Origin of the sequence: Catenulispora sp. GAS73 (assembly GCF_041262085.1) — a bacterium.
Taxonomy (GTDB): Bacteria; Actinomycetota; Actinomycetes; order Streptomycetales; family Catenulisporaceae; genus Catenulispora.
In genome coordinates, this window is sequence record NZ_JBGCCM010000026.1 from 41,068 (window position 1) to 54,723 (window position 13,656).

At 68.8% G+C, this 13,656-nt stretch carries 13 protein-coding genes and 1 pseudogene; 6 read left to right on the plus strand and 8 right to left on the minus strand.

The features are described 5' to 3' along the window. The first annotated feature begins 200 nt into the window (after window positions 1-200). Complete coding sequence (locus ABH935_RS33400; protein WP_370381940.1) at window positions 201-398, plus strand: hypothetical protein; 198 nt, start codon at window positions 201-203, stop codon at window positions 396-398. A gap of 88 nt (window positions 399-486) precedes the next feature. Here ABH935_RS33400 and ABH935_RS33405 read toward each other — a convergent pair whose 3' ends face one another. The 7 genes and pseudogenes from ABH935_RS33405 to ABH935_RS33435 all read right to left on the minus strand — a co-directional run bounded on the left by ABH935_RS33405 (window position 487) and on the right by ABH935_RS33435 (window position 8,631). Beyond that, entirely contained in the window at window positions 487-1,320 is an 834-nt protein-coding gene (locus ABH935_RS33405; RefSeq protein WP_370381941.1) for a nuclease-related domain-containing protein, read from the minus strand. Window positions 1,321-1,584: 264 nt separating this feature from the next. Further along, the gene (locus ABH935_RS33410; protein WP_370381942.1) at window positions 1,585-2,367 is read right to left on the minus strand and encodes a hypothetical protein; all 783 of its coding nucleotides are present in this window, start codon (window positions 2,365-2,367) and stop codon (window positions 1,585-1,587) included. Between the two features lie 110 nt (window positions 2,368-2,477). Further along, on the minus strand, window positions 2,478-4,091 hold the full coding sequence (locus ABH935_RS33415; protein ID WP_370381943.1) for a cellulase family glycosylhydrolase: 1,614 nt from the start codon (window positions 4,089-4,091) through the stop codon (window positions 2,478-2,480). A 116-nt stretch (window positions 4,092-4,207) separates the two neighbouring features. After that, window positions 4,208-4,768, minus strand: a complete 561-nt coding sequence (locus ABH935_RS33420; protein ID WP_370381944.1) for a TetR/AcrR family transcriptional regulator — start codon at window positions 4,766-4,768, stop codon at window positions 4,208-4,210. Between the two features lie 156 nt (window positions 4,769-4,924). After that, complete coding sequence (locus ABH935_RS33425) at window positions 4,925-7,075, minus strand: NACHT domain-containing protein (protein WP_370382040.1); 2,151 nt, start codon at window positions 7,073-7,075, stop codon at window positions 4,925-4,927. A gap of 186 nt (window positions 7,076-7,261) precedes the next feature. Continuing rightward, window positions 7,262-7,450, minus strand: a pseudogene (locus ABH935_RS33430) (helix-turn-helix transcriptional regulator); the annotation flags it as partial. A 485-nt stretch (window positions 7,451-7,935) separates the two neighbouring features. Beyond that, the gene (locus ABH935_RS33435; RefSeq protein WP_370381945.1) at window positions 7,936-8,631 is read right to left on the minus strand and encodes a Crp/Fnr family transcriptional regulator; all 696 of its coding nucleotides are present in this window, start codon (window positions 8,629-8,631) and stop codon (window positions 7,936-7,938) included. Between the two features lie 123 nt (window positions 8,632-8,754). Here ABH935_RS33435 and ABH935_RS33440 point away from each other — a divergent pair, with 123 nt between their 5' ends. From ABH935_RS33440 to ABH935_RS33460, 5 genes are read left to right on the plus strand one after another with little or no spacing between them, the layout of a single operon-like run. Further along, entirely contained in the window at window positions 8,755-9,498 is a 744-nt protein-coding gene (locus ABH935_RS33440) for a hypothetical protein (protein ID WP_370381946.1), read from the plus strand. After that, entirely contained in the window at window positions 9,498-9,959 is a 462-nt protein-coding gene (locus ABH935_RS33445; RefSeq protein ID WP_370381947.1) for a hypothetical protein, read from the plus strand. Before ABH935_RS33440 ends, ABH935_RS33445 begins: the two co-directional genes overlap by 1 nt. Continuing rightward, on the plus strand, window positions 9,956-11,263 hold the full coding sequence (locus ABH935_RS33450) for a protein phosphatase 2C domain-containing protein (RefSeq protein ID WP_370381948.1): 1,308 nt from the start codon (window positions 9,956-9,958) through the stop codon (window positions 11,261-11,263). The genes ABH935_RS33445 and ABH935_RS33450 overlap by 4 nt, the downstream gene beginning before the upstream one ends. Further along, entirely contained in the window at window positions 11,260-12,429 is a 1,170-nt protein-coding gene (locus tag ABH935_RS33455) for a hypothetical protein (RefSeq protein WP_370381949.1), read from the plus strand. Before ABH935_RS33450 ends, ABH935_RS33455 begins: the two co-directional genes overlap by 4 nt. A gap of 19 nt (window positions 12,430-12,448) precedes the next feature. Beyond that, window positions 12,449-13,132: a hypothetical protein gene (locus ABH935_RS33460; protein WP_370381950.1), complete on the plus strand. Its 684-nt coding sequence runs from the start codon at window positions 12,449-12,451 to the stop codon at window positions 13,130-13,132. Window positions 13,133-13,486: 354 nt separating this feature from the next. On the opposite strand, the gene ABH935_RS33465 is transcribed toward ABH935_RS33460, so the two are convergent. Beyond that, on the minus strand, window positions 13,487-13,645 hold the full coding sequence (locus ABH935_RS33465) for a hypothetical protein (protein ID WP_370381951.1): 159 nt from the start codon (window positions 13,643-13,645) through the stop codon (window positions 13,487-13,489). Between the last annotated feature and the right edge of the window lie 11 nt (window positions 13,646-13,656).

A 13,656-nucleotide genomic window follows, 5' to 3' on the forward strand; every position in this document is an offset into this window, starting at 1 on the left:
AAGCTTGGTCCGCAGGGCGCAGAACGCCGTAGGGAACATACTCATCGTAGCGAACGCCTTCGTCTTCGCCCGTAATCTCGGGGGGAGCGGCACCGCTGACCAGATCGAGGATGAATTGTTCGAACGGGGCGGCAAATTCGTGCCAGCGTGTTTCGTCGTAGGACGCGAAGGCCTCCGGCGTTCGCCAGGAACATTGCGCCGTGACCGTGGCGGTCGGGGACTTCCTGCACGACTCGGTACAGGCAGGGCTGACGGCGGCCGGCGCCTCGACGTACCTGTATGTGAGCCGCGCACCGGTTCGGGCAGCGTCGGTGGTCGACCTGCAGCCCGAGCAGGCGACGGCCGGACGGGTGGCTTCCGAGACGCAGTCGCTGATCGCTCGCTTTCGCGCGAAGTAGACCGCGGAGGTCGCTGGACGGCGCCGGGCACAGGTACCGCACCAGCCGATGTCGGAGGGCCACACGGTGCGCGCGACCTATCGGGTCACTAGGCAAGCCAGATATCACTACGCCGCGCCACAGCATAGATCCGCTGTTGCACGTCCGGGCTCAGAGTCGGCGGCGCGGCGAGGAACAGGTGGTCCAGCCGCTCTCCCGGCACGATGGCCACGTCCGCGGGTGGTTCCTTCACGCTGAGGGACTGGACACCGACGAAGGCGAGAACGCCGCTGACCGACACCGGCGAGCGACATGCGGAGCTCAGCCGTTTGGCCGCCGCTGAGGCTTCATGTCGGCTGTTTCGAACGTAGTGGTTGAGCTGGCCGTTGACGCGGACGTAGTCGCCAGAGGTGGTGACGCGCGCGCCGGGGTGGTGCTTCGTGTTGACCGTGAATACCCCGCCGGGGCCGATGACCACGTGATCTATGTCTGCGCCGCTCTTGAGCGGAATGGAATGGAGCACGTTCCAACCGTGAGTCTTGAGCCGGTCGAGCCGAGCACCGACCCGTCGTTCGCCGGTCGCGCCGACCTCCCACGACGTCGCTTCGGTCGGTATGCCCAGGAGCTTCGCCGCGAAGCGCTGAAAGCGCCCCGGCGACAGCTCAGCCGCTCGCCTGCGAACGGCTTCCCCGGCGGTGTTGTTTGTCAGATCCTGGCCGAGTGGAGGCGGAACCGACTCGACAACGTGAGCCACCGCACTGATATCACCGCTGAGAAACGGCGCCAGCGCTTCCAGGGCCCGGTACTGCATGGTCGGATCTTCGACGTGCAGCTTGCCGGTTTCCCGGTCGTAGTAGCCGATGTTCTCGCCGGTCGCGGTGTAGGTGATGTACAAGCGATCCTTGCCGTACCGCTTCCACGCTTTGACCGTCAGGTCCCCCACGTCTCCCCCTACTGAGTCAGCCCGGCAACCGACAGGTGCCGAGGCTCAGATGGCCCGACGGCCGAGCTCACGCGCCAAGCTGATGGCGCACGCGGCCCGAGCCGCAGGCTTGTCAGAACTCTGCGAACCTATCGCGACTCCGGCCATGGCGACGAGAGTGCTGCTTGAGAACGCGAGGGCTGTCAGCCGGGGTGTTCCGATCACGGCTTCGTACCCACACATAGAGCACGACCGGCCTCATCAGGTGCCACCGGATGCCTGGCGTCAGTTGGCCCCGATCACCTGGAAGCTCGAATTCTCGAAGATGTGGTGGATGTTGGTGCCGATGTCGTGGACCTCGTAGTCCCCGTCGGGCAGTTGGACGACGCGGTCGACGATGCCGCCGGGGTATTTCTGCAGCGCGGTTTGGACGGCCTGGTTCGCCGTGCCGGCGCCGACGATCGTGCCCTGGCCTTCGGTGTAGTCGGTCGGGATCGTGCCGTACGACTGCGAGGCGTTCTGTTGGCCCTGGTGCACGGCGGTGACGTCGGTCGATGCCGTTGTGTAGGGGCTGTTCGCGGGCTCTATCGTGACTTGGCTGGCGGTGATGGTGGTGCTGTTCACGGTGCCCAGGACGAGGACCGCCTGGCCTGGTGTGAGCGCGCTGGATGTCGTCGCGGTCGGTGTTGCGCCGGCGGCGTTTTCGTAGGTGGTGGATGAGTTCTCATCGATGGTGATCGACTCGCCTACGGTCGTCTTCACCGAGAAGCCGGTGCCGGTCACGCTGCTGATCGTGCCCGAGGTGCCGCCGGGCTCGTTGGTGCTGCGCGCGTTGGACCCCTGCCGGGCGCCACCGGCGCCCACTGGTGAGGTGGGCGAGCCGGTGGAGCCGGACGCGGTGGCGGACGTTCCGCTTGTCGAGCCGGAGGCGGCGACCAGGCCCACGCCGATCCCGGTCACCGCCAATACGGCGAGCCCGGCGATGACGGCGACTTTGCGTTTGCGGGTTGCGAAAGTGCGCTTTCCCTCTTGGTCCTGGTCGCGGCTGGAGTTGAAATCGGTTCTCATGAGTCACGCTCCCCATGTGCGTCTTTTGTATAGACGCTGCCACCGATTACTCCGGCTTTGATCAGATTTCCGTGTGAATCACATGAGAATGGCCACGGGTCGATACCCGCTCAGCCGGCGGCGGCCTGGATCGCGTTGACGATGTTCGCGCGTTGCCACTGCGCCGTGTTGCGGTTCATCAGCCCGAACTGGTCGTCACCGATGCCGGTGTAGCCGTTGTCCCACACCACGACCTTCTGGTCGTGCTGGGCGGCGTAGGAGGCGATGTGCGACTCGTAGGCGGCGACCTGGTCGGAGTTGTCGGCGCCGTTGTAGGGCTTCACGGTGGCGCCGAACTCTGTCCAGATCACCGGGATGCCCTTGCTGGTGAACAGGTTGTACCCGTTGTCCACGTCGCCGTTGGGCAGGTAGTTCATCGAACCGTCCCAGGTCAGGTAGTTCGGGGCGGTGGTGGAGCAGAAGGACCAGGGGTTGTACGTGTGCAGCGATACCGCGATGTTCGCGCCGGCGGGTACCGCGAGGTTGTCGGCGCCGGTCTGGGCGTTGGCGCCGTAGGGCACCACGATCAGCCAGCGGGTGGCGTCGTTGCCGCCGGCCGCGCGGACCGTGTTGACGAAGTCCTGGTTCAGGGTGTTGATCGGCCCCCAGTTGTCCGACGTGCCGCCGCCGTAGCGGTTGCCGCCGTTGGCGTCCTGGGGCTCGTTCATCGCCTCGAACAGCAGGTGGTCGCCCTCGCCGTTGAAGTAGCCCGCGATCTGGCTCCACAGCGCGATGAACTCCGGTTCGGTGGTGGCCATGCCCGCGGTGCTCGGGAGGAGCCAGTTCCCGCCGCCGCCGTCGTGGTGGATGTTGACGTCGACGAACATGTTGTCGCTGATCGCCCAGTCCACGACCTGCTTGAGGCGGGCCAGGAAGTTCGGGTCGACGGTGTAGTTCGGAGCCCCGCTGATCAGGTGCGGGTACCAGGTCACGGGGAGGCGCAGGTAGTTGAACTTGGTCGAGATCAGGTCGATCATCGGCTTGGTCGTCGCCGGGTTACCCCAGCAGGTCTCGTCGCAGCTGGTGTCGAAGGAGTTGCCCAGGTTCCAGCCGGCGTGGATCTGCGACCAGAAGCCCGTGCCGCCACCGCCACCGCCGGTGCCGTTCACCGTCCACTGCTGGTTCGGCCCGCCGGTGCAGTCCCAGATCTGGAGGTAGGCGCCGTTCGCGCTGCCGTTCGCGTCGAGACAGCGGCCGGAGTTGGGATTCGTGACGGTGCCGTTGGAATTGACGGTCCACCGCTGTGCGCCGGTGCCGTTGCAGTCGTAGAGCTGCACGCGGGTGCCGTTCGCGGTGCCCGCGCCGGTCACGTCGAGGCAGCGGCTGGAGTTCGGGTTCAGGATCGACCCGTCCGACCGCGCCTGCCACTGCTGCGCGACGGTGCCGTTGCAGTCGTAGAGCTGGACCACGGTGCCGTTCGCGGTGCCGGCGCCTTGCGCGTCGACGCACCGACCGCTCTGCCGGCCGACGATCGTGCCGGACGCCGCTGCTGCCGGGGCCGCTGCCGCCGCCGCTGCCGGCGCTGCTGTCGCGGCCGAGGCCGACGCCCGCGTCGCCGTCGAGGCCGAGGCGGTGTTCCACGACGCCGTCGTCAAGCTCACGGTTGCGACCGCGACCGCGGCGAGCACCGTACGCCACCGGTGTCGCCGACGAGGACTGAGATACAGGGCGGAGGATCGCATCATTGCTCGTCTCCTGAGGCCGACTGCCGTCTACCTACTACCTATCAGGTACTAGGTAGTGATTGGTGTGGAACGGTAGTCGAGAGCTGACGCTGCGGCAAGAGGTGTAAGGGGGCTGATCAGAGCCGACCGAAGAGCGCCTCGGCGGCGGCTTCCCATTCCTCGACCAGATCGATGGTCCCGGGGTCGCGGAGCCATTGCAGTTGCACGCCGTCCATCATGGACACGATCTGGCGCGCGAGCAGTTCCGGGCGGTCCGTCAGCCCCTTGGCGAGCGCGGCGAACGAGGAGACCACCCGCGCCTGACGCGCGGCGAAGTAGTCGTGGGCCGGATGGCCCGGATTCAGCGACTCGACCGCCAGCACCGCGAACAGCCGCACGATCTCGGGCTGCCCGGCGTTCCTGCGCATCGTCGCGGCGCACAGCCGGCGCAGATCGACGCCTTCGGGGCCGCCATCGGACCACTCGTCGGGCACGTGCTCCTCGTCGACGCCGAGTTGCCCGCGCAGCGACCTGGCGTCCTCGCGGTCGCGGTGTTCCAGCACCGCGACGAGCAGCCCGACCTTGGAGCCCACGTAGTGCAGGAGGCCCGGGACGGTCAGCCCGCACCGGTCAGCGACGTCCTGCATGGACAGGCCCCAGAAACCGCAGTCGGCGATCAGCTCGCAGGTCGCCTCCATGATCTGCTGCCGACGCTGGGCCGCCGGAAGCCGAGACCGGGTCCGCCGGGGCCTCGCCGCCGCCTCAGCCACGCTCAACACGCCCCCTTCGGTACCCGCCCCGATCACCTCTCACATTACCGGCGGAGCTGCCGCTCGCGGTGCGGACAGTCGGGATCAGACAGCGGTCTCCCGCACAGGCTGCGAAGCGAGGCTTCGTGGGTCTTCAGCGTCATTCGGCGCGGCTTCGAGTTGTGCCTGCAGCCGAGCGTGCCGAAATTGGTACACCGCGCCGGATTGGCGTAGCAGGCCTCGGCTGTAGGCGTCTTCGAGGAACTCGGCTGTCGCCCAGGGCAGGCGGCCGGTCAGTGGGAGCCAGAAGCGGGCCAGGAGAAGCCATTGGCCCCACGCGGTAAAAGTGAGGGTGTACATCCCGACGCCGATGAAGCCGCCGGAAGTGCCTATGACGAACGCGACTTGGGATGGCCAGTTGAGTGGCCCGAGTGGGCCTTGCAGCACGGCTGTCACAGCGGTACCGCCGAGGCCGATGGCCAGTGCCAGCAAGGGGATGAGGACGAGAAGTTGCCGCAGAGTCGCGGCGCGGTTGGCGGCCAGCAGGCTCAGCGGTGTGGGCGCGGCGCTGACGTCGTCGGGGACGGTGAGCGTTGCCATCAGACCGAAGGACAGGCTGGCGGCGAGTCCGAAGATGAGGCTGTAGACAGCCATGTTGGTGAGCGTGATCGAGATGATGTCGCCGGCGGTGGAATTGCCTTCAAGGCCCAGCAGCAATATGGCGAACGTCTGCGCGGCACCGTAGCCGCAGCCGAGTGCGGTGCCGCCGAGGAAACCGAAGGCAGCCCAGGTCACGAACTGGATGCGGCCGCTGGGACTGGCGGCGCGGCGCCGACGCCAGGACAGGCGCACCTGTACGCGAGAGGGCTCGATCGTGAACCGTCCGGACAGCACCAAGAGCGCGTAGACGAGTCCGAAGGACAAGCCCACCACGGGGCCGATGAGGAAGGTGTCGTCAAGGAAGGCGGCCGGCTCCATCGAATACGGCCGGGTGCTCAGAAGGTCGACAGGTATCACCAGAAGCAGGTGCGCGACGGAGGTCAGCACCATGCCGGCCAGCGTCACCGCGAGGACTCGCCACATCGGGCGTACCGAATCGCCCAGCCGCCACCACGCCAGGTCCTGACCGGCCCGATTCTGTGAACGGCCCAGGTGGGCTGCGATGTGGCCGGCGTAACGACCGGCCTCGTCGGCGCTCCATGAGCGGCCGGGACGGCGGGGGCGGCCGTCGGCCCGGACGCTGCCGGCTGCGGCCAAGGGCTTGCGCGAGTCTTGGTACAGCGCCGGCACAAAGCCGGCCAGCAGGTGTCTTTCGAGCCCTTCGACGTTGCGGAAGCGCCCTTCCTCCAACAGGTCTGCGGGATCCCGACCCGGGACGTCGCTGTAGATCGTGCGCGCCAACAGCACCATCAGCGGCGTGCGCAGGACCTCGACCAGCCGGGCGCATTCCCTCTTCTCAGGCTGCTCGTCGATCGCGGTCAGCACCGGCTGCCACACGGTCCAGGCCGCACCTCGCTCAGCACTCTCCTCTCCGAGCGGCGCGGTGCCCGGCAGGTAGTCGGCCAGGTCGGCCACGGTCAGATCGTCGAGTTCGATGCCCGCCGCCCGGTTGAGCGCACGAGTCGCCGCGACGGCTTCCTCGAACTGCGTGGAGCGGCTGGTCAACAGAAACGGCAGCGTCGTGGCGTTGAACTGGTTCAGTGCCAGGCCTTGGAGGCTTTCGTCGATCTCGTCGAAGCCGTCGAGGACCGGCAGAATCCAGCCCGCGGCCAGGAGCGTGGCGGCCAGCGTCGAGGTGCTGGGGGCCGGGGCCGCCGCTCCGAGTTCGGGGTGATCGCGCAGGAGGCGGTGGGCCAGCCAGTCGCGGAGCGTGACCGTGGCCGGGTTCCAGGCACCGAGGCTGAAGATCACGGGGACCGCCTCGTCGGCTTCCCGGGTGTCCAGGTAGTCCACGACGAAGCGGAGGGCCAGCACGGTCTTGCCCGAACCAGCGCGGCCCAGCACCACCAGCCTGCCGGTAGCGACCGACCGGTAGGTCTGCGCGATGTCCGTCAAAGTGCCCGAAGGCGGAGGCGTGATCGGCCTGTCAGCCCTCTGGTGGCCGGCGTGCGTCTCGGCCCCGTCATCGACGAGCCCTCGCCGCACAGCGTGCCACCGCACCGGCAGCGGCCGCGGATCGTGGACGCGCCGATGCTCCTCTTCGCGGATCCAGCGGTCTCGGACGTTGTGCGCCAGGATGTCGGCAGCTGCACGCAATCCACCTTGATCCGCTTTGGGGCGCGGGAGACCCAGGTAGCGGGTCGCAGGCAGATCTGGGCTTTCGGTATCGATGGGCTCAGATACGCGGACGGAATCCGTATCAGACTGCTGAGAGGTCGGACTCGCCGCCTCTCCCACTCCGGCACGCAAGGCAGCCAGCTCGCGCCAGAGCTCTGTCCTATCCCGGCCCAATGCATCGGCCAACGCGTTGGCGATCAGCCGAACCGTCCCCATCCGGGTATCCGGAGTCCGTCCCGCCTCCAACCGCCGCACAGTGCGATCCGCCACGCCGGCCACTTCGGCCAGTTCGTCCTGGGTCAGCCCAGCCTGATTCCGCAGCGCCCGCAGAGCGCCGCCGAGTTCGTCACCCACCTTGATCCGATCCCCCTCGCTCGGCCCAGGGCCTCACTGCGTGTCAATACACGGTAATGGAGCGCAACCGGACACGGATGTCCTTTCGCTGTCCTGCTCGTGGCCTTTGTCCTTGAGCAGGGCGGACACAGTCTGGGTCAGCGGGGCCGAACGGCCCGCGTCGCCGAGGTCTGGGTCCAGGCCCACGAACAGGACGGAGAACCGCGATGGGTGCCGCATACCGGTACTGGTGCGCGGACTGCGGGTATCGGACTCCTCGCCGGCCCATGAATCAGGTCTCAGACCTCCTCACCGACCATTACCGCGAAAAGCACCCCGGCATTCGTCCCGCCGGACGGGCCGAACTCGTCACGACTGACTTGCGCGTACTCCGGAGCTGTGTGCTCGCGGCGCTCGGCCTGCTGCTCTTCCTCCTGCTGGCCGCCTCATTCCTGGCTCATGGAAGAAACACACCGCGGCCCGGTGTACCGCGCTCCCACCCCGCTTCAGGAACTGCCGAGAGCAATCTCGGAGAGCAGGTCCAGATCGCGGACGCGGATCGTGCGATACGTGGTGCTGATGGCCTCCCGGACGCGCAGCGTTCGCAGAGCCTTGATGACGGCGCTGTCGGAAGCGCCGACCAGAGTGGCGAGCTCAGCCTGGGACAACGGCGCGCTGATGACGCCGGACGGAGCACCGGGCTTGGGATAGGTGACGGCCAGATAGCGCAGCATCCGAGCCAGCCGGGTCGTGACGTCGCATCCCGCGAAGTCCACGATGCGACCGGTCGCGGTGCGCATCTTCGCGACGACGACCTCGTTGACGGCCATCGCCAGGCTGGGATCGGCCTGCATGCAGGCCAGGAAGACAGCGCGCCCGACGCGCCGGGCCAGCAGCGGCCCGCAAGCGGTGATCGTGGCGACCCGCGGCTTGCCGTCGATTCCGGCGAACTCGCCGACCAGGTCCCCGGCCATCCGGACGGCGAGCAACGCCTCCCTGCCGTCCTGGGCGTGTGCCGTGACCTTGACCATGCCGCCGAGCAGCACCATGACGGCGTCGGACGCCTCGCCCTCGTGGACCAGGATCTCGCCGCCCCGGTACCGGACCTGCCGACCGAGCGCCAACACCGTGGCCCGATCTGCCGGATTCAGACGGCCGACCAGGCTGGTCTCAGGCCATTGCGGATCGTGAGAGCCGTCCATGCCGGTCTCCTCCCGAAGCGTCCGCGCCCGAATTAGCGCGGATGTGACAGACCCCGTACTTCTACCGAATCCCCTGCGAGGCACCGAGCAACCATGAGCTGGACATACGCCCAAGGAGGGACCATGGAATCCGTATACGAATACCGCGCGCTGCTGGCCTGCGACATCGCCTCCTCAGCGGGCCGCGGCGAGAACAACCTGCAGGAAATCCGTGGGGTGCTTGAGGCAGCCTGCAGTGCCGCCTTCCGGACGGCGGGGCTGGACTGGGCCGGTTGCCGGCGTCAGGACACCGGGGATGGATTCCAGCTCGTCGCGCCCTCGGGGATCCGCAAGCAGACGCTGCTGCACCCCGTGCTGCCCGATCTGGCGACGCGCGTGCGGGCCCACAACCGCCGGGCCCCGGCCAAAGTCCAGATCCGACTGCGCGTCGCGCTGCACGCCGGCGAGATCAAGCTGGATCCCGACGGCGGGTTCTCGGGTGCGCCCTTCGAGATCCTGGCCCGGTTGCTGAACGCGGCTCCGGTGCGGGCCGCCTTGTCCGGCGCTCCGGAGGGCGTTCCCGTCGCGGCCATCCTGTCGCAGCACTACGGCGAGGAGACCATCGGAAGCGGCTACGACGCGGGCCCCGACGCTGACGCCTTCGTTCCCGTAGAGGTGCGGGAGAAGGCGTACGTCGGCCGGGCTTGGATCCACTGCCCCGGAAGCCCGATAGGCCCGCAGAGCGCGGCCGCGTGCCTGGCGGAGCACACGGAGGCGCGGCGGACAGCCGAGGTCGCCGTCCAGAAGAACACAGCCAGCGGCCACGGCAGGGTCTTCGCGGTTCAGAGCGGGACTATGCAGGTCGACAGCCGCGAAGGGACCGTGTGATGCCCGCGGTGCGGGAGGATCTCACCGAGCTGGCGGCCTCGGGAGCGAAATCGCTGGTCGCCGCGATCGGAACGGACTTGTGGCCGATGGTCCGCGATCTGGTCCGCAAGGTGCTGATCCGGCGCACCCGGCGCCGCGTGGAGTTGGCACAGGCCCTCGACCACATGGCCGCTGTCGCCGCAGCGGGCCAGGAGTCCACCGACACCCAGGACTCCGCCGGCAAAGCTGCGCACTCCGAACTGGTGCGTTTCTGGGCCGAGGCGCTAAGGGAGATCGCAAGCCAGGACCCCGCTCTGCGACCGGCACTGGCAGCGCTGGCCGGCCTCACACTGCCACGCCCGGCGCCCGGCGGCACCGCCGTGGTCCACCAGCAGAACACGGCGCGCGGCTCCGGCCGCCTCTACGCGAACCAGTGCGGATCCCAGCACATCCACGTGCGCGAGCCTCAGGACCTGAAATGAGCTTCGACCATCAAACCTCTGAGTCTGGTCGACCGAGCGGACTCGTCTACGCCTTCGTTGTCGGCACGATCACTGTCGCGGCGTTCATTGAAGTGTCCAAGCCCCCGCGAGCCTTCGCATGGGTGACGTATCTGTGCGCACTGGCCGCGGTAGCGGTGACCGGTGCTGCCGTCGTGGTGGGGACGGCGGCGGCACCGGTCAGGGACGACACGGCCGGATCCGCGGACAGACTCCGCCGCCCGGGACCCGCGTACCAGCCCGAGGCCGGCACCGGCACCGGCACCGCGCACGAACGGCCGATCGACCCGCGGTCCGATTCGAGGCAGCCGACCCTGACCTGGCCCTACCCGCAGCGATCGACGCTCCCGCCACCAGCGGCACAGGTCCCGTCACCCCGGGCCGTCACCGCCTTGTCCGCCCAAGACGAACTGAGCAAGGCACCCAAGTTCGGCCGCGGCAGCTCGGCCCACAGCAAGCCCTGGCGTATCCCGGCCCGGCCGTTCCCCAACGGCATCGCCGCGGACCAGGCCCAGGTCGGCCCGTTCGCCGTTCGCGGCGCCTCGGTGGTCGGGCCGGGACACCGTTGCGGCGGACGCGGCGGGTCCGGATCCGGGGAGCCGCGGCAGGACGCCTACCGCATCGGCCGCACCCTCGATGACCGCTTCGTCGTCCTCGCCGTCGCGGACGGGATTTCGAACGCCCAGCGGTCCGACACGGGCGCCACCGTCGCGGCGAGTCGGGCCGTACAGATCCTCAGGGGGATGCTCGACGTCCATTCCGACCCGGCCGAGCTGGACGCCCTCGCGGTCTTCAAGCAGACCGCGGAGCACGTCGCGAACGCCGCCGCCGATCGGCAAGCGGCCAGCCGGGACGTCGCGACGGTCCTGATCGCCGCGGTCCTCCAGGTACCGGACCGCCCCGGTGCCTCGGCCCGAGGCTGGGCGGCGTGGGTCGGCGACAGCTCGGGCTGGATCCTCAACGCCGCCGGAACGCGGTGGGAGCAAAGGTTCGGCGACACCAAGAACCAGGGCGAATACGCGTCGAACGGTGTGAGCAGCGCGCTGCCGGACTCTCCGGAGGCCGTCCGGGCCATGGAGTTCGATCTGCGCCCCGGGGCAGCTTTCGCCCTGACCACCGACGGCATCGCCGACGCCTGGGGCAACGAGGCGATCAACCGCTATTTCGCCCAGCGTTGGCGCGCGCCGCTGCCGGCCGCCGAGTTCCTGAACGACGTGGACTTCGACGCCCCGCAACGGATGGACGACCGGACCGCGGTCGTCGTCTGGAACGGAGCCGGGTCATGACCGGCCTCGCGACCTGGGCGCTGAACGACGTGGTCAGCCGGGCCGAGCTGGGCGCGTTCGATCGGGCGATCAGCGAGCACACCGGCCAGAGCATCGCGATCCACCCGCTGATCGACCACCCCGGCTGGCTGGCGAAGCTTTACCGGCAGCCCCGGCCGCGGCAGGACTCGCAGCGGCTCGACGCGCTGATCACAGCCCCTGCGACGCTCGACGAATCAGATCGCAGAACCCTGCTGTCGTCCTCGTCCTGGCCGGCCGCCAGAATCACCGAGGCGGGGAACCCCGTGGTCGGCTGCGTGATACCGGCCGCACCCGAGCGGTTCAAGGCCGACCTGACGGTCGGGCGCACGACGGTGTCCCGCCATGTGGAGGTGGACTGGCTCGCCAAGACCGACGAGGCCCTGCGCGGGGTGGGCCTCCGGGCGCCCGGGGACAGCGGCCGGATCACCGCCTGCCGGAACCTCGCGGCGTTGGCGGAGATGCTGGAGAAGCTCGGGCTGGTGTACTCGGACTGGTCGTACTCGAACGCGTTCTGGTCGCCCGCCGACCGGTCGGTGTTCGTCATCGACATCGACGGCTGCCAGACCGGCAAGATGCCGAACTTCCAACAGCCGAGTTGGACGGATCCGTTGACCCCGTCCGGCGGAGACGCCGACGTCTACACCGACCGGTTCCGCGTCGCTCTGCTGGTCGCACGCTGCCTCACCGCGAAGCGCCGAACCGACGACGCGATCGCAGCCGTCGCGGGCCAGTCCCTGCCGGACCATCCGGCGGTACGCAACGTGTTGCTCGACATGTTGCTGGCGTCGGACCGCGAGCGGCGTCCCTCGATCGGGCAGCTTCGGCTGGCCCTGAGCGGCGGTCCCTACATCCGGCCTCAACCCCAGCCGGCGTGGCTGGCGATGCCGGGGGTGCCGGGGACGCCCGGGCTGCCGGGCGCGAAGCCCGGCGTGCCGGGACCCGGGACCCGGAGCGAAGTGACGCCGCAGCTGACGCCCGCGTCGCCGGGCCCGCAGCCGTCGGAGTTCGTCCCGTTCCCGGTACGGCCGACCTCCGTCAAGCCGCAAGGCCCGAACCGGAGACGTGCCGTGGTGGGCACGGTGGCCGCGGCGGTCCTCATCACCGCGATCGTCATGCTCCTGATTCTTCACATCGTCCGTCACTGAGATCGAAAGAGAGAACCCCATGTCCGTTCCCACTGAGCTGGCGCTGAGTCAGGGCCTGACGTGTCTGCCGACGTACCTGGTGATCGACGCCTCATCGTCGATGATCCCGCACCAGTCGGTCCTGAACGCGACGCTGGATCGCCTGCACCAGGCCCTGGCGATGAACCCGCGGGTCGAGGAGTTCGCCCACGTCTGCCTGATCGCCTTCTCCACCGAGGCGCATCTGGTCATCCCGATGTCCGAGATGGGCCAGGTGCCGGTGATGCCGGAGGTGATCTGCGCCGGCAGCACCGAATACGGCAAGGCGTTCGATCTGGTGCGCCGGTGCATCGAGAACGATGTGACGACCCTGCGCGCGGGCGGCTGGCAGGTGCTGCGGCCCGCGGTGTTCTTCCTGACCGACGGCGCACCCACCGACCGGCACTGGAAGGCGGCGTTCGACGCGATGGTCGACCCGAGCTGGTCCCGGCGACCGCACGTCGTCTCCTACGGTTTCGGCGGCGCCAATCCCGACGTGCTGCGGCAGGTCCATACCAAACTGGCGTTCCTGGCCGACGGCTCAGACTCCGAAGCCGCCTTGAGCGAGGCGCTCACCAGCCTGCTCAATACCCTGATCAGCTCCTCGGAGCGCGGCCAGCTGACGCTGCCCGCGCAGGCTCGGGGGTTCAAAACCATCGCCGTCGACCAGGAATTCGTGGACTGACATGGCCGGCCGGAGTGAATCCCAGCGCGGCCGGACCCGGGCCGGCGCCTCGGCCGCGCTCCTCGTGGTCGCCGTCGCGCTGGTCGGAGCCGGCGAGGCCGCCGCCTTGACGATCGGGGAGCCATCGGCGTCGCAGACCCCGACGCCGCCCCCGTCGACACGAGTGATCCCCACAGGTCCCGTCGCGACGACGGGACACCCGACGACGCAGCCGACAGAACCGACGGCCACGGTGCCGGCGCCGGTGCCGACTTCGCCGACAACTTCGCCGACAACCTCGCCGCGGTGTCCCCGGCAGCGGCGTCTCTCAACGCCGACCTCGATACCGTCCAGCACGGACTGGTCGGGGCAGGATCAGGGGGCGACCACGGATCCCCCGACGAGTTCGACGGCTCCTGTGCCGGCGGACGGCCTGTGCGAGTCGGACCAGCCCACGCCGGGATGCTCGCCCACGAGTTCGCCGGAGCGCCGGCTCTGCCGGACCGGGTCCTGGAGCGAGACCACGGCCACCACATCGACCGACT

Bases quoted from the DNA above. Each gene is read 5' to 3' on its own strand.
- ABH935_RS33455 (WP_370381949.1), top strand. From the start codon at position 11,260: ATGACCGGCCTCGCGACCTGGGCGCTGAACGACGTGGTCAGCCGGGCC.
- ABH935_RS33460 (WP_370381950.1), top strand. From the start codon at position 12,449: ATGTCCGTTCCCACTGAGCTGGCGCTGAGTCAGGGCCTGACGTGTCTG.
- ABH935_RS33415 (WP_370381943.1), bottom strand. From the start codon at position 4,091: ATGATGCGATCCTCCGCCCTGTATCTCAGTCCTCGTCGGCGACACCGG.
- ABH935_RS33450 (WP_370381948.1), top strand. From the start codon at position 9,956: ATGAGCTTCGACCATCAAACCTCTGAGTCTGGTCGACCGAGCGGACTC.
- ABH935_RS33410 (WP_370381942.1), bottom strand. From the start codon at position 2,367: ATGAGAACCGATTTCAACTCCAGCCGCGACCAGGACCAAGAGGGAAAG.
- ABH935_RS33435 (WP_370381945.1), bottom strand. From the start codon at position 8,631: ATGGACGGCTCTCACGATCCGCAATGGCCTGAGACCAGCCTGGTCGGC.
- ABH935_RS33445 (WP_370381947.1), top strand. From the start codon at position 9,498: ATGCCCGCGGTGCGGGAGGATCTCACCGAGCTGGCGGCCTCGGGAGCG.
- ABH935_RS33440 (WP_370381946.1), top strand. From the start codon at position 8,755: ATGGAATCCGTATACGAATACCGCGCGCTGCTGGCCTGCGACATCGCC.
- ABH935_RS33420 (WP_370381944.1), bottom strand. From the start codon at position 4,768: ATGGAGGCGACCTGCGAGCTGATCGCCGACTGCGGTTTCTGGGGCCTG.